The organism is Streptomyces sp. NRRL WC-3742, assembly GCF_000720635.1.
In the GTDB taxonomy this organism is placed as follows: Bacteria; Actinomycetota; Actinomycetes; order Streptomycetales; family Streptomycetaceae; genus Kitasatospora.
This window is the reverse complement of the sequence record NZ_JOCF01000017.1, coordinates 34,016-56,984: the sequence shown is the minus strand read 5'-3', so window position 1 is coordinate 56,984 and position 22,969 is coordinate 34,016. Positions and strand designations below refer to the sequence as shown.

The 22,969-nt window shown below is 72.3% G+C and carries 23 protein-coding genes, 1 pseudogene and 1 riboswitch; of the genes and pseudogenes, 15 read left to right on the top strand and 9 right to left on the bottom strand.

The genetic code is table 11. The annotated features are described in order from the left end of the window. Positions 1–3: 3 nt before the first annotated feature. On the bottom strand, positions 4–951 hold the full coding sequence (locus IH61_RS0112480; protein ID WP_031068813.1) for a helix-turn-helix domain-containing protein: 948 nt from the start codon (positions 949–951) through the stop codon (positions 4–6). Between the two features lie 342 nt (positions 952–1,293). Between IH61_RS0112480 and IH61_RS0112475 the strand changes: the two genes are divergently transcribed. The 9 genes and pseudogenes from IH61_RS0112475 to IH61_RS0112435 all read left to right on the top strand — a co-directional run bounded on the left by IH61_RS0112475 (position 1,294) and on the right by IH61_RS0112435 (position 12,235). Then, complete coding sequence (locus tag IH61_RS0112475) at positions 1,294–1,788, top strand: GNAT family N-acetyltransferase (RefSeq protein WP_031068812.1); 495 nt, start codon at positions 1,294–1,296, stop codon at positions 1,786–1,788. Between the two features lie 74 nt (positions 1,789–1,862). Next, positions 1,863–1,973 (top strand): annotated as a pseudogene (locus IH61_RS50255) (DUF2510 domain-containing protein); the annotation flags it as partial. Positions 1,974–2,141: 168 nt separating this feature from the next. Beyond that, entirely contained in the window at positions 2,142–2,984 is an 843-nt protein-coding gene (locus tag IH61_RS45865; protein WP_234327154.1) for a hypothetical protein, read from the top strand. A gap of 191 nt (positions 2,985–3,175) precedes the next feature. Continuing rightward, positions 3,176–5,188: a glycosyltransferase family 2 protein gene (locus IH61_RS0112460; protein WP_051836915.1), complete on the top strand. Its 2,013-nt coding sequence runs from the start codon at positions 3,176–3,178 to the stop codon at positions 5,186–5,188. Further along, the gene (locus IH61_RS0112455) at positions 5,188–6,501 is read left to right on the top strand and encodes a glycoside hydrolase family 26 protein (protein WP_063763189.1); all 1,314 of its coding nucleotides are present in this window, start codon (positions 5,188–5,190) and stop codon (positions 6,499–6,501) included. The genes IH61_RS0112460 and IH61_RS0112455 overlap by 1 nt, the downstream gene beginning before the upstream one ends. A 62-nt stretch (positions 6,502–6,563) precedes the next feature. Continuing rightward, complete coding sequence (locus IH61_RS42835) at positions 6,564–7,832, top strand: GH12 family glycosyl hydrolase domain-containing protein (RefSeq protein ID WP_051836912.1); 1,269 nt, start codon at positions 6,564–6,566, stop codon at positions 7,830–7,832. Positions 7,833–7,897: 65 nt separating this feature from the next. Further along, a riboswitch (cobalamin riboswitch) is annotated at positions 7,898–8,041 on the top strand. A 192-nt stretch (positions 8,042–8,233) separates the two neighbouring features. Beyond that, complete coding sequence (locus tag IH61_RS0112445) at positions 8,234–10,645, top strand: ribonucleoside-diphosphate reductase subunit alpha (RefSeq protein ID WP_051836928.1); 2,412 nt, start codon at positions 8,234–8,236, stop codon at positions 10,643–10,645. After that, positions 10,645–11,667, top strand: coding sequence for a ribonucleotide-diphosphate reductase subunit beta (locus IH61_RS0112440; protein ID WP_031068799.1), 1,023 nt, complete (start codon positions 10,645–10,647; stop codon positions 11,665–11,667). The genes IH61_RS0112445 and IH61_RS0112440 overlap by 1 nt, the downstream gene beginning before the upstream one ends. Before the next feature lie 88 nt (positions 11,668–11,755). Then, positions 11,756–12,235, top strand: coding sequence for a hypothetical protein (locus IH61_RS0112435; RefSeq protein WP_031068791.1), 480 nt, complete (start codon positions 11,756–11,758; stop codon positions 12,233–12,235). Here the strand turns inward: IH61_RS0112435 and IH61_RS48450 are convergent. Next, entirely contained in the window at positions 12,165–12,539 is a 375-nt protein-coding gene (locus IH61_RS48450; protein ID WP_234327157.1) for a Scr1 family TA system antitoxin-like transcriptional regulator, read from the bottom strand. The two genes, IH61_RS0112435 and IH61_RS48450, sit on opposite strands and share 71 nt — an antisense overlap. Before the next feature lie 72 nt (positions 12,540–12,611). Between IH61_RS48450 and IH61_RS0112430 the strand changes: the two genes are divergently transcribed. After that, complete coding sequence (locus IH61_RS0112430) at positions 12,612–12,851, top strand: hypothetical protein (protein ID WP_158844935.1); 240 nt, start codon at positions 12,612–12,614, stop codon at positions 12,849–12,851. Between the two features lie 118 nt (positions 12,852–12,969). After that, complete coding sequence (locus IH61_RS0112425) at positions 12,970–13,482, top strand: NUDIX hydrolase (RefSeq protein ID WP_031068789.1); 513 nt, start codon at positions 12,970–12,972, stop codon at positions 13,480–13,482. Between the two features lie 40 nt (positions 13,483–13,522). Here IH61_RS0112425 and IH61_RS0112420 read toward each other — a convergent pair whose 3' ends face one another. From IH61_RS0112420 to IH61_RS0112405, 4 genes are all read right to left on the bottom strand, one after another. Next, positions 13,523–14,314, bottom strand: a complete 792-nt coding sequence (locus IH61_RS0112420) for a hypothetical protein (RefSeq protein ID WP_031068788.1) — start codon at positions 14,312–14,314, stop codon at positions 13,523–13,525. Positions 14,315–14,329: 15 nt separating this feature from the next. Further along, entirely contained in the window at positions 14,330–14,656 is a 327-nt protein-coding gene (locus IH61_RS0112415; RefSeq protein WP_031068787.1) for a hypothetical protein, read from the bottom strand. A gap of 3 nt (positions 14,657–14,659) precedes the next feature. Continuing rightward, positions 14,660–15,580 (bottom strand): hypothetical protein, encoded by a 921-nt coding sequence (locus IH61_RS0112410; RefSeq protein ID WP_031068786.1) that lies wholly within the window; start codon positions 15,578–15,580, stop codon positions 14,660–14,662. 161 nt (positions 15,581–15,741) lie between these two features. Then, a complete protein-coding gene (locus IH61_RS0112405) occupies positions 15,742–16,299 on the bottom strand; it encodes an ester cyclase (protein WP_037972466.1) in 558 nt (185 codons plus the stop codon). Positions 16,300–16,409: 110 nt separating this feature from the next. Between IH61_RS0112405 and IH61_RS0112400 the strand changes: the two genes are divergently transcribed. Further along, a complete protein-coding gene (locus IH61_RS0112400) occupies positions 16,410–17,015 on the top strand; it encodes a TetR/AcrR family transcriptional regulator (RefSeq protein WP_031068784.1) in 606 nt (201 codons plus the stop codon). A 51-nt stretch (positions 17,016–17,066) separates the two neighbouring features. Here IH61_RS0112400 and IH61_RS0112395 read toward each other — a convergent pair whose 3' ends face one another. After that, positions 17,067–18,257 carry a trans-2-enoyl-CoA reductase gene (locus IH61_RS0112395; protein WP_031068782.1) on the bottom strand — a complete coding sequence of 397 codons (1,191 nt, stop codon included), beginning with the start codon at positions 18,255–18,257 and terminating at the stop codon, positions 17,067–17,069. A gap of 128 nt (positions 18,258–18,385) precedes the next feature. Further along, a complete protein-coding gene (locus IH61_RS0112390) occupies positions 18,386–19,324 on the bottom strand; it encodes a LysR family transcriptional regulator (RefSeq protein WP_031068780.1) in 939 nt (312 codons plus the stop codon). 128 nt (positions 19,325–19,452) lie between these two features. Between IH61_RS0112390 and IH61_RS0112385 the strand changes: the two genes are divergently transcribed. Together IH61_RS0112385 and IH61_RS0112380 are read left to right on the top strand one after the other, a co-directional pair. Beyond that, positions 19,453–20,676 carry an MFS transporter gene (locus IH61_RS0112385; RefSeq protein ID WP_031068779.1) on the top strand — a complete coding sequence of 408 codons (1,224 nt, stop codon included), beginning with the start codon at positions 19,453–19,455 and terminating at the stop codon, positions 20,674–20,676. Between the two features lie 18 nt (positions 20,677–20,694). Continuing rightward, positions 20,695–21,279 (top strand): cysteine hydrolase family protein, encoded by a 585-nt coding sequence (locus IH61_RS0112380; RefSeq protein WP_031068776.1) that lies wholly within the window; start codon positions 20,695–20,697, stop codon positions 21,277–21,279. Positions 21,280–21,335: 56 nt separating this feature from the next. On the opposite strand, the gene IH61_RS0112375 is transcribed toward IH61_RS0112380, so the two are convergent. Continuing rightward, positions 21,336–22,253 carry an oxidoreductase gene (locus tag IH61_RS0112375; RefSeq protein WP_031068774.1) on the bottom strand — a complete coding sequence of 306 codons (918 nt, stop codon included), beginning with the start codon at positions 22,251–22,253 and terminating at the stop codon, positions 21,336–21,338. A gap of 82 nt (positions 22,254–22,335) precedes the next feature. Between IH61_RS0112375 and IH61_RS0112370 the strand changes: the two genes are divergently transcribed. Further along, positions 22,336–22,923, top strand: coding sequence for a TetR family transcriptional regulator (locus tag IH61_RS0112370; RefSeq protein WP_031068772.1), 588 nt, complete (start codon positions 22,336–22,338; stop codon positions 22,921–22,923). The last annotated feature ends 46 nt before the right edge of the window (positions 22,924–22,969 follow it).

The following is a 22,969-nucleotide window of genomic DNA, read 5'->3' as shown; positions in this document are numbered from 1 at the left end:
GCTTCAGCCCTCGCCGAAGACCCGCCGGTAGGCCATCGGTGTCGTGCCCAGCCGACGCCCGAAGTGGTGCCGCAGCGCCGCCGCGTTGCCGAAACCGCAGCGGGTGGCGATCGCGTCCACCGACTCGGCGGTGGACTCCAGCAGCCGCTGCGCGAGCAGCACCCGCTGTCCGACCAGCCAGCGGTGCGGGGTGGTGCCCGTCTCCTGCTGGAAGCGCCGGGCGAAGGTGCGCGGCGACAGGTGCGCCCGGGCGGCCAGCTGCTCGACGGTGGCCTCCTCGGCCAGGTGGTGGCGCATCCAGTCGAGCAGCGGCGCCAGCGAGACGCCGTCGCGCTCCGGCAGCGGGCGGTTGACGAACTGGGCCTGCCCGCCCTCCCGGTGCGGCGCCACCACCATCCGGCGGGCGATCTCCCGGGCCACCTCGGCGCCCTGCACCTTGCGCACCAGGTGCAGGCAGGCGTCGATGCCGGCGGCCGTACCGGCCGAGGTGAGCACCGGGTCGTCGTCCACGTAGAGCACGTCGGGCTCGACGGTGGTGGCCGGGAACCGCCTGGCCAGCTGCCGGCTGTAGCGCCAGTGGGTGGCCGAGCGGCGCCCGTCCAGCAGTCCGGCGGCGCCCAGCACGAACGCGCCGCTGCAGATGGACAGCACCCGGCCGCCGTCGGCCACCACCCGGCGCAGCGCCTCCAGCAGCGGCTCCGGGTACGTCTCGCGCAGCCCGGAGGCCGTCACCACGGCGAGGTCGGCGCCGGCCAGGCGCTCGGGCCCGTGCGGGACGTCGAGGGTGAACCCGGCGTGGGTGACGTGCGGGCCCGGGCGCTCGCCCGCGATCGCGAACTCGTACCCGGGCAGTCCCTCGGCGGTGCGGTCCAGGCCGAACACCTCGCAGGCCACGCCCAGTTCGAAGGGGTGGACCTCCTCCAGCACCACCGCGACGACGTTCTTCAGCATGCCGCCCAGGATGCCCGGCCACCGGTGGGCGGCGGAAGGGCCCCGGTGGCAGGAATTCGCGGTCATCGGCCGTTCCTGCCACTCGTGGGCACCCGCACCGCCCGGCCACAGTGGAGCCATGGACAGCGACATCCTCGCCTCGGCACTGGCCCTCGCGGGCGCCGTCGGCGGCTTCGGCCTGCTGGGCACCCTGATCGGCCGCGACCTCGCCCGCGGTCCGGCCGCCGGCACCTACCACCGCCCCGGCGGCCACCGCGCCGCCGGGGCCGCCTCCCCCGAGACCCTTCCGGTACGGACCACCCCCCTGACCAGCACCGCACCCCGCTCCGGCACACTGGCCCGATGGACATCCTCATCCGCCGCGCCCTCCCCCAGGACCTCGCCGACGCCGGCCGGATCACCGTCGACGCCTTCGTCGGCGGCGGCTTCACCCGGCCCGACAGCCCTTACGTCGCCCTGCTGAGCGACGCCGGGCGCCGCTCCCTCGAGGCCGAGCTCCTGGTCGCCGTCGACGCGTCCGACCAGCGGGTCCTCGGCTGCGTGACCTTCGCCGTCGGCGGCACCGAGTGGGCCGACATCGCCACCCCCGAGGAGGGCGAGATCCGGATGCTCGCCACCGACGGCGCCGCCCGGGGCCGCGGCGTCGGCGAGTCCCTCGTGCGCGCGAGCATCGCCCGCAGCCGCGAGCTGGGCCTGGCCGGCATGGCCTTCTCCACCCAGCCGACCATGACCACCGCCCACCGCGTCTACGAGCGCATCGGCTTCCTGCGCACCCCCGGGCGCGACTGGTCCCCGATCCCGGGCATGAACCTGATGGTCTACACCATGGCGTTCTGAGGCTCAGTCAGCCTGTGCATGTATCCGGTGACTTGAAATGACCATCCCATCGACGCACTGCTAATATCCGCCGCATGACGACGGGGAGTGTTCCTAGCGGCTGGTACGACGATCCATCGGGGCAGCCCAACACGGTGCGTTGGTGGGACGGTTCGACCTGGACCGACAAGGTTCAGGCCAAACCGGCGAGCGGCGCTGCGCCCGTGAGCCCCTTTCCCGGCCACGCCGTGGCGGACGCCGTCTCGCCGACGGCGACCACGCAGACGGCGCCTCCGCGGCAGCCGGCCGCGCCCGTGACTCCGGCACCGGCCCCGGTTCCGGCACCGGTTCCGCCCACGGCGACGATGCCCTCGGTGCCGTTCCAGGCCGCCGCCTCGCCCCAGCCCCGGCCCGAGCCCGTCGCCTCGCCCTCGCCCGGCCTGCCGCCCGTGAAGCCGGTCCCCACCTCGGTGGTGTTCGAGACCGTCGAGCCCAACCGCGGCAAGAAGCGCGTGCTGCTGGCGGTCGGCGCCGTGGTGCTGTCGGCGGTCATGGCCGCGGGCGGCTACCTGGTGGGCCACAGGGGCTCCGGCTCCGACGCGCCGGCCGCCGGCCCGGCCAAGGCCGCGACCCCCGCCGCCGACCCCAAGAGCCCGAACGGCTTCATGGGCACCGCCCTGACCGGCGGTCAGCAGCTGCCGGGCGGGCGGCAGATCACCGGCCAGGACTCGAAGATGAACTTCATGCTGCCCCAGGAGTGGCAGGTCCAGGTCGACGCCAAGGCGCCGAACGAGATCCGCTACGCGGTGAACCCGTACGCCTGCGTGGGCCACGGCAGCGGGGCCTGCACCCGCGGCCTCGTCGTCCAGAACCTCCGGGTGCTCAACGGCGGTTGGTCCGACCCGAAGTCGCTGGTGCTCGGCATGGGCCAGCTGCTCTACAACGCCCGCTACGGCTCCGACGCGCCGACGCCGCCGGAGCCGGTGAAGCAGTCGCCCGTCAAGATCCAGGGCATGGACGGCTACCTCGCGCTCTGGCACGTCCCGATGTCCAGCAACTCCTCCGCGCCGGACAGCTACTGCGGCGTGCTGGAGGTCACCCCGGCCGCCGGGGCCACGACCGTGCCGGTGCTGCAGATCTGCCTGGACCAGGCGACCGAGGCGCCGCCGCTGGCCCTGATGGACCAGATCGCGAACAGCGTCAAGATCACTCCCTGACGGGCTTCCCGACGCGCACCCGGCCCCACCTGCCGAGACGCCCCGGTTCCACGGGAACCGGGGTCCGGCCGTATTCGCTCGACCACGACCCGTATGCTGGGCCGCGTGCAAAGACAGCTTGACTGAACATCAGCCAAACCTATGAGCGCAGGCCCACTGCCGATCGAGGCGGTGGTACGGGGGTTGACCTGGTGGACTCCACCAACGAGCACACGACGGACCGGGGCAAGCGGGGGCGCGGACGCCACGGACGCGTCCTGCCGCGTGCCCGGCACGAACGGCGCATCGTCCGGCGGGAGTTACGCAACGCATCGGCCCAACGCGCCTACATCGCCTGCGCGGAGACCGCCGGGCCACTGACTCCCGGCGAGGACGGCGCCGCCGTCCGCTACCGCTCCGTCTCCTCGCGCGGCGCGACGTTCACGACCACCCTCCTGGTGGCGGTCAACGCCCTCGCGGGCCTCGCCTTCGTCGGCTGGCTGCTCCTTCCCGAGCACATCCCCGGTACCGGCGTGGGCTGGTCCCCGGACTGGCGGATCAACCTCGCGCGAATCTGCTTCTGTGCTGTTATCACGGTGGAAGCCATCCGGTTGGTTCAGAACCTCGCCGTCTGGGTCTTCGCGTTCCGCGCCAAGGACCCGGTACCGGTCACCGCCCCCTCCGGCCTGCGGGTCGCGGTGCTCACCACGATCGTGCCCTCCAAGGAGCCGATCGAGATCGTCGAGCGCACCCTCGCGGCGATGCTGCGGATCGAGTACGACGGCCGGGTCGACGTCTGGATCCTCGACGAGGGCGACGACGACCGCGTCAAGAAGATGGCCGCCCGCCTCGGCGTCCACCACTTCAGCCGCAAGGGACGCCCCGAGTACAACCAGGCCGAGGGCGAGTTCCGCGCCCGGACCAAGTCCGGCAACCACAACTCCTGGCGCGCCGAGCACGAGCACGGCTACGACGTGGTGGCCCAGATGGACCCGGACCACGTCCCGCTGCCCTGCTTCCTGCAGCGCACCCTCGGCTACTTCCGCGACCCCGACGTCGCCTTCGTCGTCGCCCCCCAGGTGTACGGCAACATGTACGACAACTGGGTCGCCCACGGCGCCTCCGTGCAGCAGTACCTCTTCTCCGGCCTGGTCGAGCGCGGCGGCAACGGCATGGACGCGCCGCTGCTGATCGGCACCAACCACCTGTACCGGCCCACCGCCTGGCAGCAGATCGGCGGCTACCAGGACTCGATCATCGAGGACCACCTCACCAGCATGCGGGTCCAGGCCACCGCCAACCCGGCGACGGGCCACCACTGGAAGGGCGTCTACACCCCCGACGTCCTGGCCGTCGGCGAGGGCCCCACCTCCTGGACCGACTACTTCAACCAGCAGAAGCGCTGGGCGTACGGCATCTGGGAGATCCTCACCAGGAGCCGGCTGCGCTCGGGCCTCAGGCTGCGGCTGCGCCAGCGCGTGCTCTACGGGCTCGTCCAGTTCTACTACCCGAGCGTGGCGATCAGCACCCTCCTCGGCAGCCTCGCCACCTCCGTCTACCTCGCCCTCGGCGTCACCTCCATCCACCTCAACAGCACCCACTGGATGGCCCTGTGGGGCGCCAGCATGGGCAGTTGGTTCGTGCTGTGGCTCTGGCTGCGCCGCTTCAACCTGGCCGCCCACGAGCGGCGCGAGATCGGCGTGGCCGGGATGGGGCTCGCCCTGTTCGCCGGGCCGGTCTACGTCGCCGCCGCCATCTCGGCGCTGCTGCGCCGCCCGCTCGCCTACGCCGTCACCGCCAAGGGGGACCTGCGCAGCGCCGAGTCCCTGTCCACGTTCCGGCTGCACCTGATGTGGGCGGCCGTCGCGGGCGGGCTGCTCGGGGCGAGCTTCACGCTCCACCACGACATCTGGATCCTGCGGTTCTGGGCCGGGATCAGCCTGTTCACGGGCGTCGCGCCGCTGGTGATCTCCTTCGTCGGCGCGCGCCGCGAGGCCCGGGCCCAGCGGGCCGCCGAGGCCCGGGCCGAGGCGGAACGGGCCGCCGAGCCCGCGCCCGCGCCCGTCCCCGTCCAGCGGGGCCCGCGTACGGCGGCGGCCGAACCGGTGGGCTCCGGTGGATCCGCCGGAGCCGCCGGAGCCGCCGAACCCTCGGCGCAGGCCGCGTTCGAGGAGCTGCGGGAGCCCGCCCGGGTCGGCGGACGACGCGAGCGGGGGGCCCGCTGATGCTGCGGATCACCGTCCCCCGGATCGCCGCCCTGCTCGCCCTGGCCCTGATGGTCGGGTACACCTTCGTGCTCGCGCCCCGGCTCTCCCGCAACCACGACCAGGACCCGTACGCCTTCGCCGGCAGCGCCCCCACCGCGAAGCCGAGCTGGCTGACCGCCGCCCTGGCCCTGCCGCCGCCCACGCCCACCCCCGCCCCGGGCACCCCCGGCGCGACGCCCTCCGCGACGGCGACCCCCGGGCCGCCCCCGGCGCCGCGCTTCCCGTCCGCGGGCACCGCGTTCACCGGCATCATGACGAAGCCCGGCCCGTACGACCTCGGCCCGCTCGACGAGTTCGCCACGGCCGTCAAGCACCAGCCGAACGTGCTGGAGTTCTCGGTCGGCTGGTGGGACCGGAAGTTCGACCGCCGGGTCTTCGACACCGTCGCCGAACGCGGCATCATGCCGATGGTCGCCTGGGAGCCCTGGGACTACCGCAAGGAGGCGAAGGAGGACAAGCTGCGCGGCCTGCAGCCCGAGTACTCCCTCGCGCACATCGTCGACGGCACCTTCGACGACTACATCAAGGCGTGGGCCCAGGGCATCAAGGACCTCGGCTACCCCGTCGCGCTGCGTTTCGCCCACGAGATGAACGGCTACTGGTACCCGTGGTGCGAGCAGACCAACGGGAACCAGAAGGGCCAGTACGTCCAGGCGTGGAAGCACGTGCACGACATCTTCAAGCAGGCGGGCGCGACCCGGGTCGCCTGGGTGTGGAGCCCCAACGTCGACTACGAGAACGCCACCACCCTGAGCACCCTCTACCCCGGTGACGACTACGTCGACTGGCTCGGCCTGTCCGGCTACTACGGCACCACCGGCGTCGAGAAGTACAAGTCGTTCGACCAGATCTTCGGACCGACCATCGCGCAGCTGCGGGGCTTCAGCCAGAAACCCGTGGTGATCACCGAGACCGGGGCGACCGACACCTCGGGGCTCAAGGCGCAGTGGATCACCGAGATGTTCTCGCAGCTGGCCCAGCACCCCGACATCATCGGCGTGATCTGGTACGAGTCGCGCAAGGAGGTCGACTGGCGGGTCTCCGTCTCCCCCGCCGCCTCCGAGGCGTTCGCCAACGGCGTCTCCGCGCCCCGGTACAACACCTCCTGGACGGTCCACTCCGAGCCGACGCTGACCGTCCCGCCACCGCCCGCACCGGCCCCCGCACCGACGACCGATCCCCCGGCCCCTCCGGCGCCGACCACCAAACCCCCCACGAAGAAGCCGACGCCCACCGCGACCCGGCCCAAGACCCCCACCTCCGACGGGTGAGCGCGCCCCCCACCCGGCCCGCGTACCGGCCGGACACACCGCAGCAGCAAGGCGAGAACCCCATGACCAACCCCGCCATGCCCGGCCCCGGGCGCGCGGACCGGCGCTCGTGGTGGTGGCTCGCGCCGTCCGTCGTGGTCGCGCTGATCCTGTGCGCGGTCCTCCTGCCCCGCGACCGCCCGCAGGGCGCCCCCGGCACCCCGGCGGCCGCCACGACGCCCGCCAGGGCCGTCACGCCGCTCCCGGCCGCCACCGCCGGGGAGATCTGCTCCACCGGGGAGAACCGCTACCCCTCGCAGGCCGTCGACTCCGGCCGCTTCCTGCTCAACCCCAACGAGTGGAACTCCACCGGGGGCCTGTGCATCAGCAGCACCGACGGCGCCACCGGATTCCGGGTGACCCGCAGCGGCGTCGGCCCGGAGAGCCTGACCGACCCCGACCGCGGCCCCGGCGCCTACCCGTACGTCAGCACCCCGCTCCAGGGCGGCGCGGGCCCGCTGCCCATCCCCGTCGGCAACCTGCGGTACGCGACCACCAGCTGGCACACCACCCAGGTCGACTCGGGCGTCTACAACGTCTCGTACGACCTCTGGTACAGCAGCAGCCGCACCAGCTGCTCCTTCACCGAGAGCGCCGAGCTGATGATCTGGCTGCGGGGCAACGGCAAGTCGCCCTTCGGCGACGCGGCCGGGGAGCTGAAGGCCGGCGGCGCCTCCTACCGCGTCTTCCAGGCGCCGAAGAAGAGCAGCCACACCCTGATCACCTACGAGGCCGCCGCCAGCACCACCTCGGTGACCGACCTCGACCTGAGGGCCTTCACCCGCGACGCCGTCCAGCGCGGCTACGTCCCGGCCGGCTCGTACCTGTGCGCCGTCCAGGCCGGGTTCGAGATCTGGGAGGGCGGCGCCGGGCTCGCCGGCGACTCGTTCTCGTTCCAGGCGGCCGCCGGACAGCCCAGCGGGGCGATCACCTCGGCCCTGCCCGGGCTCTGCCTCGACAGCCGCGTGAGCGGCGATCCGGCCGCGGTCGGCGCCGGCACCTGCGACGGCTCCCCCGCGCAGACCTGGACCATGGGGGACGCCGGAACGATCGAACAGAGCGGGCGCTGCGTGGAGGACTCCGACCTCGGCGCGCCCGTCCTCACCGGCTGCGCCCCGGGCTACGGGCGGCGGTGGCGGGTGACGCCGAGCGGGCAGCTCGCGAACCAGGACACGGGGCGCTGCCTGGAGAATCCGGGGGCCTCGGCGGGTGCCCCGGCAGGCGGGTCCACGCCGGTGCGGATGCGCCCGTGCGCGGCCCGTGCGGGCCAGGAATGGCACCCTCCAGCATGATCAGCCTATCGCACACACGGTCGAACAACCCCTGTGCGCGACACTACATGTGGGGCTGCATTGGATTCCTGGCACTAGATGTATGCTCACTCCTGCTGTCGAAGCAGGGGAACCCGGTGGAAGTCCGGACTGCCCCGCAGCGGTGAGCGGGCGGCTCGCAGGAGCCGTGCCCGTAAGTCCGAGTACCTGCCGACGGCGTGCCCACGGCCCTCCCGCAGAGGCCGCGCCAGCACCAGCACCACCACTCCGGGCCTCGCGGGCGGGCCGGGGAGTCACCGTCGCGCGTACGCGTTTCCGCGTTCGCGCCGAGCTCCCCTGCCCCGAACGGTCCGGCGCCCGTCCGATCACGCCGCCGATCGCCGCCAGGAGAGAGCGCCTTGACCACCGCTGCCTCAGCCACCCTGCCCGCCCAGGGCACCGGCACCGCCTTCACCGACCCGACGGTCTCCGACCCGGGCGGTGCGCTCCTGCGGCTGCTGACCGACCGCAGCGCCGATCTCCCCGAGGTGGACCCGGGCCATGTCGCCGCCGCCGCGCTGCGCGGCCGCCACGCCGGCTCGGACTTCGCCGAGCTGCGCGGGCTGGCCGTGGACGCCTCCGCGTCGATGATCGCCGAGGACCCCCAGTACTCGAAGCTGGCCGCCCGCCTGCTCGCCCTGGAGATCGTCGACGAGGCGAACAGCCAGGGCGCGACCTCCTTCTCCGCCTCCATCGCCGTCGGCCACGCCGAGGGCCTCATCGGCGACACCACCGCCGCGTTCGTCGCCAAGCACGCCGCCGCGCTCGACGCCCTGATCGACACCGAGGGCGACGACCGCTTCGAGTACTTCGGCCTGCGCACCGTCCAGTCCCGGTACCTGCTGCGCCACCCGATCACCCGCAAGGTCGTCGAGACCCCGCAGCACTTCCTGCTCCGCGTCGCCTCCGGCCTGGCGGTCGGCGACAACGAGAAGTCCGTGGCCGAGGTCGCCGAGCTGTACCGCCTGATGAGCCGCCTGGAATACCTGACCTCCTCGCCGACGCTCTTCAACTCCGGCACCCGGCACCCGCAGATGTCCAGCTGCTACCTGCTGGACTCCCCGCTGGACAACCTGGACTCGATCTACAGCCGCTACGCGCAGATCGCCCGCCTGTCCAAGCACGCCGGCGGCATCGGCCTGTCCTACTCGCGCATCCGCTCGCGCGGCAGCCTCATCCGCGGCACCAACGGCAAGTCCAACGGCATCGTCCCGTTCCTGCGCACCCTCGACTCCTCCGTCGCCGCCGTCAACCAGGGCGGCCGGCGCAAGGGCGCGGCCTGCGTCTACCTCGAGACCTGGCACGCCGACATCGAGGAGTTCCTGGAGCTCCGCGACAACACCGGCGAGGAAGCCCGCCGCACCCACAACCTCAACCTGGCGCACTGGATCCCGGACGAGTTCATGCGCCGCGTCAACGCCAACGCGGACTGGTCGCTGTTCTCCCCGGCCGACGTCCCCGAGCTGGTCGACCTGTGGGGTGCCGACTTCGACGAGGCGTACCGCAAGGCCGAACTCGCCGGCAAGGCCGTGCGCACCATCCCCGCGCAGACCCTGTACGCCCGCATGATGCGCACCCTCGCGCAGACCGGCAACGGCTGGATGACCTTCAAGGACGCCTCCAACCGCGCCGCCAACCAGACCGCCCTGCCGGGCCGTACGGTGCACTCCTCCAACCTGTGCACCGAGATCCTCGAGGTCACGGACGACTCCGAGACCGCCGTCTGCAACCTGGGGTCGGTCAACCTCGGTGCGCACGTGGCTGCCGGGGCCTCGGCCGACGACCTGCTCGGCGCCATGGACTGGGAGCGCCTCGACGCCACCGTCCGTACGGCCGTGACGTTCCTCGACCGCGTGGTGGACATCAACTTCTACCCGACGACCGAGGCCGGGACGTCCAACTCCCGCTGGCGGCCCGTGGGCCTGGGCGTGATGGGCCTCCAGGACGTCTTCTTCAAGCTGCGGATCGACTTCGACTCGGCCGAGGCCGCGAAGCTGTCCACCCTCATCGCCGAGCGCATCATGCTCACCGCGTACGAGCGCTCCGCCGACCTGGCCGAGCAGCTCGGCCGCCACGAGGCGTACGGCGAGACCCGTGCGGCGCGCGGCGAGCTGCACATCGATCACTTCCCGTCGGCCGCCCCGCAGTGGGCCTCGCGCTGGGACGCGCTGCGGGCGCGGATCGCCGAGACCGGGCTGCGCAACTCGCTGCTGCTCGCCATCGCCCCGACCGCGACCATCGCCTCCATCGCCGGCGTGTACGAGTGCATCGAGCCGCAGGTGTCCAACCTGTTCAAGCGCGAGACGCTGAGCGGTGAGTTCCTCCAGGTCAACCCGTACCTGGTGCGCGAGCTCAAGGACCTCGGCGTCTGGGACCAGCAGACCCGCGACTCCCTGCGCGACGCCAACGGCTCGGTGCAGGACCTGAGCTGGCTGCCCGCCGAGGTGCGCTCCCTGTACCGCACCGCGTGGGAGCTGCCGCAGCGCGCCCTGATCGACCTGGCCGCGGCCCGCATGCCGTACCTCGACCAGAGCCAGTCGCTGAACCTCTTCATGGCGGCGCCCACCATCGGCAAGCTCAGCTCGATGTACGCCTACGCGTGGAAGGTGGGCCTCAAGACCACCTACTACCTGCGCTCGCGCCCGGCCACCCGCATCGCCCAGGCCGCCTCCGGCGCCGCGCGTGCCGCCGCGCCCGCGCCGGTTCCGGTGAACACCCCCACCATGACCCAGGCCGAACAGGACGCCATCGCCTGCTCCCTGGAGAACCCCGAGTCCTGCGAGGCGTGCCAGTGATGTCCCAGTCCGACGACCGCGAGAAGATGCTGCTCGACCCCGGCTTCGAGCTGACCCTGCGCCCGATGCGCTACCCGTCGTTCTACGACCGGTACCGGGACGCGATCAAGAACACCTGGACCGTGGAGGAGGTCGACCTCCACTCGGACGTGGCCGACCTCGCCAAGCTCAGCGAGGGCGAGCGGCACATGATCGGGCGGCTCGTGGCGTTCTTCGCCACGGGTGACTCGATCGTGGCGAACAACGTGGTGCTGAGCCTCTACAAGCACATCAACTCCCCGGAGGCGCGGCTGTACCTGAGCCGTCAGCTGTTCGAGGAGGCCGTGCACGTTCAGTTCTACCTGACGCTGCTCGACACGTACCTTCCGGACCCGGAGGACCGCAACGCGGCCTTCGCCGCGGTGGAGAACATCCCCTCCATCCACCAGAAGGCCCAGTTCTGCTTCAAGTACATGAACGCGGTCGACCACATCGACTCGCTGCAGAGCAAGGAGGATCGGCGGGCGTTCCTGCTGAACCTGATCTGCTTCGCGGCGTGTGTGGAGGGACTGTTCTTCTACGGCGCGTTCGCGTACGTGTACTGGTTCCGGAGCCGGGGTCTGCTGCACGGTCTCGCGACCGGTACGAACTGGGTGTTCCGCGACGAGTCCATGCACATGGACTTCGCGTTCTCGGTGGTGGACACCGTGCGCGAGGAGGAGCCCGACCTCTTCGACGAGGAGATGGCCAAGCAGGTCACGGAGATGCTGGAGGAGGCGGTTGAGGCCGAGCTCCAGTTCGCCCAGGACCTGTGCGGTGAGGGTCTGCCCGGCATGAACACCGCGTCGATGCGGGAGTACCTCCAGGCTGTTGCCGACCAGCGTCTCGCGCGGCTCGGCATGCCGATCCGGTACGGGTCCAGCAACCCGTTCGGCTTCATGGAGCTGCAGAACGTCCAGGAGCTGACGAACTTCTTCGAGCGCCGGGTGTCGGCGTACCAGGTGGCCGTCGAGGGCTCTGTGTCCTTCGACGACGACTTCTAGATCGACCAGTAGCGGAGCTGCCGTAGGCGTTGGCCTACGGCAGCTCCGCTGTATCCACGGGGGATTCTCAGGTATATCGCAACAGCAGGTGATCGACGGCCCGTTCGGGCCGATACAGATCGACTACGATCCGTGGCCCTCGGTAGTCGCCCGCATCCACGGCCCGGGCATCCCGGCCGTCATCGCGGTCCCCGATCGCCGCCACGGCAGAATCAACTTCGGCGGCCACTCGGTCCCCACCAGCCAGAACAGGAGCCGCTGGAACCCCCGCCGCAAGTCCCGCGCGTGGACAGCGGTAGTCGGCGAGCGCACTTATGAGCTGCGCCCCACCACCCTCCGCCGCGCAGAAGTACGCCGCAACGGCACGGTCATCGCCCGAGCAAGCAGCACCCTACGCTCGTACTCCCCCGGCTCCACGATCCCCGGCCGCCACGCAAGGCTTACGTGGTCGCAGGGCCTCGACCCCACCGATGTGGCCATCGCCCAGGCCCTGGTGCTCACCTTCGGCGCGGGCGCCCCCGGTGCCCTGCTGCGGATCTTCTTCTTCTGGTACGACAACGTCTTTTAGACAGCCGCCCCGCACGGCCACGAGCCGTGCGGGGCGCTTCAGTTGTCTCAGCCGGTCGGGAACTCCCCGCCCTTGATCCCCGCAACAAACGAGGCCCAAGCCTCGGCACCGATCGCCGTTCCATCCGCACCTTCGTCAGCTGTTCGACCTGATCGACGCTGGCATCCTCTATCTGCGCCCGAACCACGGCCCGGGTGTAGTCCTCCGTCTGCAAGAGGCCGGGGACGAGGAAGGTCTCCACGCTGTAGGCATCCGAGGCGTCGGCCTCCACCCAGTGGGGCTGCTGCCCGCGCAAGGGCGGCATCGGCAAGTTCGTCTGGTGCCACCTCCAGGCCGCCGCCGCGTGACCCCCGTCCGGGCCGAGATCACCGGACTCATGCCTCCCACGCTCTTCCCCGACCTCGAGCGCGCGCTGCCCGTCCTCTGGGAGCAGGTCCGCAGTCTCCCCGTCCGCGAGGCCCACCGGGACTTCATCCGCCTGTGCATCGGCCCCGCCGGCGGCGACGGCGTCGCCAGCTGCCTGACCCGCCACGGCAGTTGGAGCACCATCCTCTACCTCGGCAGCATGACCACCTGGACCACCCACCGCATCACCACCACCACCCACCGCCCGTGACCTACTGCGCAGGAAGTCGGCCCCGCCGACTTCCTGCGCACCGGGCCAGCCATCGTCCTCCCAGTCCTCCGCGCAGAAGCGGGGCCGCGCTGACGACGGTCATGCGATCGTGGGTCCCGTGGAGGAGCCGGTGGAGCGCGTGGATGATCAGGATCAGGTGCTGGCGGTGGTGGACCGCGGTGAGGCCATCCGTCGAGGCTGGCTGCACCGGGTCGCGACGACGGTCTGCCGTGATCAGCAGGGGCGGGTGCTGATCTACCGGCGGCCCGGGAACCTGTCACGGTTCCCGGGCCACCACGAGGTGATGTTCGGCGGGGCCGTGGGCGTGGGCGAGTCCTATGAGCAGGCGGCGGCCAGGGAGTTGGCCGAGGAGCTGGGCGTTCACGTGCCGGTGCGCTTCCTGTTCAAGTTCCTGTGCCGAGGGGCAGTCAGCCCGTACTGGCTCGGCGTGCACGAGGCCGTGATCACGAGCGAGGTGACGCCGGACCCGGAAGAGGTCGCCTGGCACGCTTGGCTGACGGGGGCGGAGTTGCGAGAGGCCGTCCGGCAGTGGCGCTTCATCCCGGACGGGCAGGAGGCGTTCGCTCGCTATCTCACGCATCGCCACGAACCACCCCGGACCGGGTCGTAACGCGGCTCACCCTGCACGAGAAGTCGGCCGGGCCGACTTCTCAGGAGCGGCCGAACCAGCGGCGCTTGGGGCGGGGGTCGGCGGGCGGGGTGTCGTACTCGCGGGAGATGACCTTGATCTGGCCCGTGTCCGCGTCGTGGTGGACGGTGTCGAGGCCCCTCCGGTCCAGGTCGGCGATGGTGTCGGCGTGGGTAGTGGTGTTCAGGGCGAGCATGCCGACCTTGGGGTGGGTGGGGCCCAGCTCCACCTCCTCTCCCAGCAGCACCTGCATCAGGCGGTCGGCGGAGGCCGAGGGCAGTTCCTCGTCCACCGCGATGTGCAGCAGCAGGTGCTGCTCGCCGCTCTCCTGCCACCGGACCTGCGCGACCCACGCCGAGCGGACGGCGGGAAACTCGCCGATCCGGCGGGAGAGCGCGTCGCGCAGGGCGATGGCCACCGGGTCCGTGGACCAGTCGAGCCGCATCTCCGCCCCCGAGCCGTGGGTCGCCCACTCCCGCAGCGTCTGCTCGGGGAAGATCGCCTGCCCGTTGCCGGAGCGGACCCCCAGCCGGGAGACGCCGGTCTTCGCCAGGATGTCCCTGAGCCGCGCCGCGTCGCAGTGCGCGAACCCGGCGGCCTGCGGGAGCAGTCGGGCGCCGAGGGCCGCGTCGGTGAAGGCGAGCAGGGTGGGCGGCTGGTCGGGGTCCGGGAGGAAGATCACCGATCCGGCCTCGGCGACGGGAACGAACACCCCGCCCTCGAACAGCGCTGCCAACACCTCCTCCGGCGCGGGTTCCACGACCTCGCGCCGGTCGAGGAGTTCGGCAAGACGTACGTTCGACGGCTCGATCATCCGTGCAGCGTAGTGCTACCGCGCGAGCTCCCGGCGGACCGTCGTGAGGACCTCGGCGTCCAACTCCCCCGCGCCCTGGTCGAGGAGCCAGCGTTCCAGCGCCCGTCCGGGGTCCCGCAGCCACCGGACCGGTCCGTCGGCTCCCCGTACAGTCACCAGGCCGCCGAACACGAGGAACTCCTGTGTGCGCAGCCCCCGGTAGCCGAGCCCGACCTCCGGTGGGCCGGTCCCGCCCGTCGGCGCCAGTAGCGCGATCCGGTGCCTCAACTCCCCTTCGACGGCGGCTGCCAGCACGAACCGCGGATTCGGCCGGCCGCTGTAGAGGTCGACTTCCACGAGCATTCGTCAGTTGATCCTTCGCCGTTGGCTGTTGCAGCCGTAGAAGTAGCCGCAGAAGATCGTGTAGGGCCCGCGGTCCGCCGTCTCCGGGTTGGTGATCACGTGCCCGCTGTTGTCGTAGTTGCGGGCCGCCGTCCCGCCCGGCTTGTGGCCCCAGAAGCCCTCCTTCTGCTTGCGGTACCAGTGGTAGTCGCGTCCGCCGGGGATGAGGACCAGGGCGACGAGGCAGCGCGGCTTCTCGCTGTCGGGGAAGCAGTCGAACCGGTGGTGCATCCCGTCGCAGAGCGCCCCTCGGCCGACCTCGGCACAGGTGATCTGGTGGTACATGTTGCCGCAGCCGCGCCCGGGCTGGGCGAAGGTGTTGGTGCGCCAGTTGCTGGCGTAGTTGTAGCAGTTGTTGTGGGCCATGACGTTCGGGTCGTTGTTCCAGAACCCGGGGTTGAAGGCCGCGAACTCGATCTGGCAGGTGACCGAGAGGCCCTCCTCGCCCTGCTCGCCGCCCGCCGGTCCGACCTGGTCCGTCGCGGAGATCCGGCCGCCGCCGAGTTGGCCGAGCAGGAACTCCCGGAAGTCCTCCTCGACCGGCAGTGCTTCGCCGGTGAGCGTCTCGGGCGCCTCGCGCCAGTCCGCGGTGGCGATCAGCCGTTCGGCGACCTCCGCCGCCCGGCCGCGGCCCGCCTGTGCCCCGGCGGGGAGGAAGACCCGGGGCTCCACGTCGAAGTCGCGGGCGAGCTCATCGTCGAAGGTCTCCAGCCATAAGCCCCGCAGGCCCAGGCCACCCGTCTGCGCCTCGGTGGACCGGGCGCCGGAGAGCAGGTCCCGGTCCCTCGCCAGTTCGCGGAGGGCGGCGCGCGCCTCCGCCTCGTCGTCGATGTCCGCCACGGGGTTGGGTCGGCCGGAGTAGATGTCCGCGGTGATCCTCAGCATGGGTGCCGGTCTCCTTGATCGAGGAGTGGGGTGAGGGGCCGGAAGTCGGCGAGGGCGCCTCTACCCCTCCGCCTCCGGCCCGCAACCCGACCGCGCCGGTACGCCCCCGGCCACTGCACGAGAAGTCGGCGGGGCCGACTTCTCGTGCGACCGACTCCCCCTCAGAGGGCCGAATCCGCCGCCTTCATGGCTGATTCGGAGATACGGGCGGCGGCCTCGACCGCGCGGCCGTCGCTCTGCCAGTCCTCGATGACCTGCAGGGTGGCGGGGTTGGGCGGGAAGATGCCGAACTGGCCGAGCAGGGTGAGGTCGTCGCGGACGGCCTCGTGGCGCACGACCTTGCCGTCCCGCAGGTGGAGTACGTGCACCTGGTCGGTGTCGATCTCCACTCCCGTGGGCGGGATCGCCTGGTCGAGCTGCCCGTCGCGGTACCGCACGAACGGTCCGGTGTGCCGGCCGACCATGCGCAGCCGTATCCACACCTGGTCGCCCTCGTGGACCACGGCCGTGACGGGGAAGCCCAGGTCGCTGAAGGCCGCGCGCAGCCACGCGCCGGAGGCGAGGGCGCCGGCGGGGCCGGGGAGGGAGCAGGCGGCGGGGGAGACGACGGCTTCGCGGTTGACGAAGTCCGGGTGGACGACCTCCGCGGCCAGGGCCGGGTCGCCGGTGGCCAGGACGTCGAAGAGGCCGCGGGCCAGGTCCTCGGGTGTCATTCCCATGGTTCGGGTCCTCTCTCAGGAGGGCGGGGCACGTCCCCGCCCTGACCGATATTCAGGTTACTCACCACCTATTGAATAGGTCCAGCACTTTTCGAAGCTAGGCTGATCCCATGCCGACCAAACGCAGGTACGTCTCCCCCTTGCGGGAGCAGGCCGCCGCCCGGACCCGCGCCCAGATCCTCGGGTCGGCGACCCGGCTGTTCGCCGAGCGCGGCTACGGCCGGGTCACCGTCGCCGACATCGCCGCCGACGCGGGCGTCTCCGCCAAGGCCGTGTTCGCCAGCGCCGGGAGCAAGGGCGACATCCTCAACGAGATCGTCGACACCGCCGTACGGTCCTCCGGCGAGGAGCGGGCGATGCGCGACGTACTCGCCGCGCAGAGCCAGGAGGCCACCCTCACCGCGCTGGCCCGCGGCACCCGGGCCGGGAACGAGAGCATGTTCACCGTGCACGAGGCGATCCACAAGGCGCTGCCCTCCCACGAGGACGGCGAGGCCCTCTGGGAGCGCGCCACCGCCTCCTACCGCACCGCCCTCGACGCCACCGCCCAGCACCTGCACGCCCTGGGACAGGCGGAGGAGACCGCGGACCTCCTCTGGTTCTGGTTCGGCCCGGGCAGCTGGCGCACCCTGGTCGTCGAGAACGGCTGGTCCTGGGACCGCGCCGAGGCGTTCCTGCTGCGCACCGCCCTCGCCACCCTGCTCCCGGGCACGTAGAAGCCCCGACCCGCTCGCGACGACGAGCGGGCCGGGGCCACCAGGACGCGACTACCGCGAAGGCCAGGCCACCGCCGTCTCGACCACGGCCTCGTAGTCGACGCCGGGCACGTCCCAGCCGTACAGCTCCCGGAACTGCTGGTAGAACCACGCCGCCCCGGCCGGCTCGGCCGCCAGCGCCGCCGCCGGGTCCGCCCACAGCTCGCGCACGCGCTCCTGCACGGTGCCGTCCAGCTCCCAGCCGTCGAGGCGGATGCGCCCCTGCCCGTCCAGGTTCAGCTCCCGCGCGCCCGTCAGCTGCTCCCACAGGTCCACGGCCTGGTCGGCAGTGGTGCGCCAGCCGTCCTCGCCAAGGACGTTGCGCAGCAGCGAGGTGTAGAGGGCGATGGACGGGATCGCCGTCGACGCCTGGGTGACGGCCGCGCCGGCCACGACGGTGTAAGCCCGGCCGCGCTCGCCCAGCTCCGTCTGCAGCCGGTGCGCGGTGGCCTCCAGGTGCTCCTTGGCCGCGCCGATGGTGCCCTGGCGGTAGACGGGGGCGGTGATCTCGGAGCCGACGTAGGAGAGCGCGGCGGTGGTGAAGCCGTCGGCGAGGAGGTCGGCCTCGGCGAGGGCCTTCACCCACAGCTGCCAGTCCTCGCCGCCCATGACCTTGACGGTGGCGGCGCGCTCGGCCTCGTCGGCCGGGGTGAGGTCGACGCTGCCGATCTGCGGCGCGCCGTCCTCGAAGACCAGGGACGCCGAGGTGTAGGCGCCGCCGATCGGCTTGATGACGGAGTGGTGGACCTCGCCGGTGGCCGGGTCGGTGCGCCGCGGGGAGGCGAGCGAGTAGATCAGGTAGTCGACCTTGCCGTAGCGGTCGGCGACCAGCTTGAGGACGTCCGTACGGGTGGCGTCCGCGTAGGCGTCGGCGTTGACGAACGTGAAGTCGCCGCCGTCCCGCTCGATCAGCTCGGCGCCGGCGGCCGTGCGGTACCAGCCGGCGGTGGCGGTGCGGCGCTCGCTGGCGGGGGTCTCGTAGGCGACGCCGACGCCCCGGATGCCGTGGCGGCGCAGGCCCGCCAGGAGGATGGACAGGCCGTAGCCCGCGCTGGAGCCGAGCACCAGGGCGACCGGGCGCCGGTCGCCGGAGGCGGGCTCGAGGCCCTCCCAGAGCCGCTCGACGGTGGCCGCGCTGCCGGCGGGGTGGGAGTTGACGATCAGGTAGCCCCGCTGCTTGGGGGTGATCTGCTGCGTGCTCACGCGGTGCTTGCCCTCTTCTCCAGGTGTCCTTGTTCGGATCGTAACCATGTCGCGGTCCACAACCGCTGCCAGGGCACCACCGAGGATGCGCCCCGCGCTTGTCGGGATCGCCCTTGCGGTCGGTCGCCTCAGTCGATTACGGGCGTCCACCGCGGCACCCACGTCCCCGCGGCTCCGGGCGCCGGAGCCGCGGTGGCGAGGTGCTCGCGCAGGGTGGCCAGGGCGGGGTGCGGGTTGTCGCGGTGCCACAGCAGCGAGTGCGGGTAGACGGGCACCGGGTCGACGACGGGGATCAGGCGCAGCCCGTACCCGGCGGGCCAGACGACACGGGCGTACGCGCCCATGAAGGTGGCCAGGGCCGGGGTGTCGGCGACGGTGTCCAGCAGGGCGTCCGCGCCGAAGTTGGGGCCGGTGGCCTCGATGGTGAGGCCGAACTCGGCGACGAGGTCCTCGTAGTACGCGGCCCACTCGGTACCGGGGGTGATGCCGGGCATCCAGATCCGGTGCCCGACGAGATCGGCGACGGTCACCGACTTCTCCCCCGCCAGCGCGTGCCCCGGGCCGGTCATCAGCTGGAGCGGCTCGTCGAGCACCCGCGCGGAGGCGAGGTCCTCGGGCAGGGGCCGGCCGGGCGCGCCGACGGCGCGGAAGGTCGCGTCGATCGAGCCGCTTCGCAGGGCCTCGACGGCCCGGTCGATGTCGAACAGCATCAGCACGTCGAGATCGACCTCGGGGTGCGCGCCGTGGAAGCCGCGCACCAGGCCGGCCGTCGCGCCGCGCGAGCTCAGCACGTCGACCCGAAGCGGCCGCCGACCGGCCCGCACGGACGCCGCCGCCCGCTCGGCGACGCGCAGCAGCTCGCGCGCGTGCGGCAGGAACGCCTGCCCGTCGATGGTGAGTTCGGCGCCGCGCGGCGTCCGGGCGAACAGCCGGACGCCGAGGTCGCGCTCCAGCGTGGCGATGCGCTTGGAGACGGCCTGCTGGGTGAGCGACAGGTCGACGGCGGCCTTCTGGAACTGGCCCGCCTCGGCGACCGCGGCGAAGGTCCGCACTGCTTCGAGATCCACGAGGAGCCACCCTACTGAACAACCAGGGGTTGTGGAGAGGACGCGGATCGGTTGTTTGACCGGCCCGTACGCCGCTCGGTTAGCTCTCCCCGATCAACTTCCGTTTGTTCGATCGAGGGGTGAACAGGATGGCCAGGAAGCAGCTCGGCCGGCCGTTCGGCCGACTGTGGGCGGCGTACGCGGTGAGCGCGTACGGGTCGGGGCTGGGGTTCGGGGCGTTCCCGCTGATCGCCGTCCTGGCGCTGCACGCGAGCCCCGCCGAGGTGTCCGTCCTCTCGGCGGTGGGGCCGGCCGTGGGGGCGCTGATCGCGGTGCCGCTCGCGCCGTGGGTGGAGTACCGCCGCAAACGGCCGGTCATGATCGCGATGGACCTCCTCCGCTTCGCCGCGCTGGCGACGATCCCGCTCGCGTACGCCTTAGGCCGGCTCGGCTTCGCCCACCTGCTGGCGGTCTCGGCCGTGGTCGCCGCCGCGAAGATCGCCTTCAACGCGGCGAGCGGCGCCTTCCTCAAGGCCCTCGTCCCGCCGGACGGCCTGCTCACGGCCAACTCCCGCTTCGAGTCCACGAACTGGAGCTCCATCGCGATCGGCCCACCGCTCGGCGGGGCGGCGATCGGACTGTTCGGGCCCGTCGTCACCGTGGTCGCGGACGGGCTCAGCTACCTGCTCTCCGCCCTCGGCATCACGTCGATCGGCGGCCGGGAGGAGGCACCCCGCCGGCCCGAACCCCGCACCGGCGCCGGACTGCTGGACGGCTGGCGCCACCTGTTCGGCCACCCCGGACTGCGCGCGCTCCACCTCAACAACCTGCTCGTCTCCGGCCTCATCATGTCCACCGAACCGCTGCTCGCCGTCCTCCTCCTGCGCCAACTCCACTTCCCCGCCTGGCAGTACGCCCTCGCCTTCGCCGCCCCCTGCTTCGGCGGACTGATCGGCTCCCGACTGGCCGGCCGGGTCGTGGCCCGCTACGGGCAGAGCCGCGTCCTGCGGACGGTCGGCACCCTGCGCGCCGTCTGGCTGATCGGACTGGTCCTCGTCCGCCCCGGCGTCCTCGGGCTGCTCACCGTGATCGCCGTCGAGCTGGCGATCATCGTCCACATGAGCCTGTTCATGCCGGTACTCGCCACCTACCGGCTCGAACAGACCCCCTCACACCTCGTCGCCCGCACCCTCACCGCCTGGTCCATCGGCCAACAGGCCGCCATCGCCGCCTGCACCGCACTCGGCGGACTGCTCGCCGACGCCACCAGCCCCCGCACCGCCCTCGCCGCCGCCGGACTGCTCATCCTCCTCACCCCGCTGCTGCTCCCCCGCCCCGCGAAGACCCCGACGCCGGAACCCGCCAACGCCTGAACCAGGAGAGCCACCCGCATGAGCACCCTCGTCCCCGCCCACACCGCCCTGCTCGTCCTGGACGTCCAGCCCGCCGTCCTCGCCGCGCTGCCCTCCGCCGACGCCGACGCCCTGCTCGAGCGGGTCGAGGCGGCCATCGCCGAGGTCCGAGCCGCCGGCGGGCTCGTCGCCCATGTACGCCTCGGCTTCACCGAGGCCGACTGGGCGGCGATCCCGGCCGCCAACCGCGCCTTCGCCCCGATCGGCCGGCACCGCGCCCTGCACCACGAGGACCCGTCCACCGCCGTCCACCCCCGCCTGGCACCCCGCGACGGCGACCTCCTCGTCCGCAAGACCCGCACCGGCGCCCTCTCCACCACCGACCTCGACCACCAGCTGCGCGAACGCGGCATCACCACCCTGCTCGTCGGCGGCCTGAGCACCGGCGGCGCCGTCCTCGCCACCGTCCTCGACGCGGCCGACCGCGACTACCGCCTCCACGTCCTCGCGGACGCCGTCGCCGACCCGGACCCCGAGGCGCACGACGTCCTGCTCCGCCGCGTCCTCCCCACCAGGGCCGAGGTCATCGCCACCGCCGAACTCGCCACCCTGATGCGGGGATAGAGCCGCCTGCCGCCCCGCCCGGCAGGCGGGGCGGCACCCCCTCGGGCCCGGAGCCGCTACCCCACCGGCAGCCCGTACCGCACGTCCGTCAGCCGCTCGGACACCTCCCACAGGCGCCGCCCGACCTCCTCCTCCGCCGCCCTCGGCGCGAGCTTCACCACCGCCGGAGCGCCCCGCAGCTCCCCCGGCCCGCCCGGCCCGATGAACTGCCCGCCCCGCGCCTCCGGCGCCGTCGCCGCGAACAGCTGCGGCAGCGCGCCCGCCTCAGCCCCCTGGGCCAGCGGGATCAGCAGCCGCCCGAACAGGAACTTCAGCAGTCCCCCCGTCGCACCCGTCTGAATATTCGTCGCCGCATACCCCGGGTGCGCCAGGAGGCTCCGCACCGGGCTGCCGGCAGCAGCCAGCCGCCGGTGCAGCTGCACGCCGAACACCGCGTTCGCCAGCTTCGACCGGTTGTACTGCCCCATCGGCGAGTACCGCCGCTCCCCTCCGAGGTCCTCGAAGTCCAGCCGCCCCTGCCGGTGGTTGATCGAGCTGACGGTGACCACCCGGGGGTCCTCCCCCTCCGCCAGCAGGTCGAGCAGCAGCCCGGTGAGGGCGAAGTGCCCGAGGTGGTTGGCCGCGAACTGCAGCTCGTGCCCCTGGGCGCTGAGCGTGCGCGGCGGCGCGAACACCCCGGCATTGTTGACCAGGACGTCCACCCTGCTGTGCTCCGCCCGCACCCCCTCCGCGAAGGCCCGCACCGACTCCAGATCGGCGAGGTCGAGCCGCCGCACCTCCGTGGACCCGCCCACCCGCTCGGCGGCGGCCCGCCCCTTGGCCTCGTCCCGTACGGCGAGGATCACGTGCCCGCCGCTGCGGACGATCGCCCGGGTGGTCTCCAGCCCGAGGCCGCTGTTGGCCCCGGTGACCACGAACACCCGCCCCGCCTGGTCGGGAATGCGGTCAGCGCTCCAGGACTGATGCTTCGTCATGCGTCACACACTGCCGCTCGTGTCACCAAGTGTCAAGCATGACTCCAAGCGCCAGAGCCGACGCCACGTGTAGCATGCCGAGGTGACCACCACCCCCACCCTGGCCGAACGCAAGCGGCAGCTCGTCGCCGACGAACTCGCGCAGGCCGCACTGGAGTTGCTCGCCCAGAAGGGCTTCGACGCGGTCACCGTCGACGAGATCGCGGCCGCCGCAGGCGTCTCCAAGCGGACGTTCTTCCGCTACTTCGCCTCCAAGGAGGACGTGATCGTCCGCCTCCTGGCCGAGATGGGCGCCGACATGCGCGCCGAACTCGCCGCCCGCCCGCCCGAGGAGCCCCCGTCCGTCGCGCTGCGCCACGCCGTCTCGGTCTCCGTCACCTCCTGCACCGGCCACGCCGAGCAGGCCCTCCAGGTGGTGCGGCTGATCCTCGGCACCCCCGCCCTGCACGCCCGCTTCCTGGAACGCCAGGCCCAGTGGCGCGAGGAACTCGCCACCGAACTGGCCGCCCGCACCGGACAACCCGTCGGCCTCCACCCCCGCCTCGCCGCCGGCACGGCCCTGGCCGCCTTCGACGTCATCCTCCAGCAGTGGAGCACCGGCACCCAGGACCCGGCCGAGCTCACCGCCCGCGCCTTCGCCGCCATCGCCCCCGCCCTGGACGCCTGCTGAGGACCACCGGGTAAAAGCAGTTGGCCCGCCCACCCGGCGAACAGAC

Excerpts from the sequence above, each read along its gene's own strand:
- IH61_RS0112440 (WP_031068799.1), top strand. The coding sequence starts at position 10,645 with ATGTCCCAGTCCGACGACCGCGAGAAGATGCTGCTCGACCCCGGCTTC.
- IH61_RS0112400 (WP_031068784.1), top strand. The coding sequence starts at position 16,410 with ATGCCGACCAAACGCAGGTACGTCTCCCCCTTGCGGGAGCAGGCCGCC.
- IH61_RS0112405 (WP_037972466.1), bottom strand. The coding sequence starts at position 16,299 with ATGGGAATGACACCCGAGGACCTGGCCCGCGGCCTCTTCGACGTCCTG.
- IH61_RS0112420 (WP_031068788.1), bottom strand. The coding sequence starts at position 14,314 with ATGATCGAGCCGTCGAACGTACGTCTTGCCGAACTCCTCGACCGGCGC.
- IH61_RS0112380 (WP_031068776.1), top strand. The coding sequence starts at position 20,695 with ATGAGCACCCTCGTCCCCGCCCACACCGCCCTGCTCGTCCTGGACGTC.
- IH61_RS42835 (WP_051836912.1), top strand. The coding sequence starts at position 6,564 with ATGACCAACCCCGCCATGCCCGGCCCCGGGCGCGCGGACCGGCGCTCG.
- IH61_RS0112480 (WP_031068813.1), bottom strand. The coding sequence starts at position 951 with ATGCTGAAGAACGTCGTCGCGGTGGTGCTGGAGGAGGTCCACCCCTTC.
- IH61_RS0112385 (WP_031068779.1), top strand. The coding sequence starts at position 19,453 with ATGGCCAGGAAGCAGCTCGGCCGGCCGTTCGGCCGACTGTGGGCGGCG.
- IH61_RS0112475 (WP_031068812.1), top strand. The coding sequence starts at position 1,294 with ATGGACATCCTCATCCGCCGCGCCCTCCCCCAGGACCTCGCCGACGCC.
- IH61_RS0112410 (WP_031068786.1), bottom strand. The coding sequence starts at position 15,580 with ATGCTGAGGATCACCGCGGACATCTACTCCGGCCGACCCAACCCCGTG.
- IH61_RS0112375 (WP_031068774.1), bottom strand. The coding sequence starts at position 22,253 with ATGACGAAGCATCAGTCCTGGAGCGCTGACCGCATTCCCGACCAGGCG.
- IH61_RS0112430 (WP_158844935.1), top strand. The coding sequence starts at position 12,612 with ATGCCTCCCACGCTCTTCCCCGACCTCGAGCGCGCGCTGCCCGTCCTC.
- IH61_RS0112455 (WP_063763189.1), top strand. The coding sequence starts at position 5,188 with ATGCTGCGGATCACCGTCCCCCGGATCGCCGCCCTGCTCGCCCTGGCC.
- IH61_RS0112415 (WP_031068787.1), bottom strand. The coding sequence starts at position 14,656 with ATGCTCGTGGAAGTCGACCTCTACAGCGGCCGGCCGAATCCGCGGTTC.
- IH61_RS48450 (WP_234327157.1), bottom strand. The coding sequence starts at position 12,539 with ATGCCGCCCTTGCGCGGGCAGCAGCCCCACTGGGTGGAGGCCGACGCC.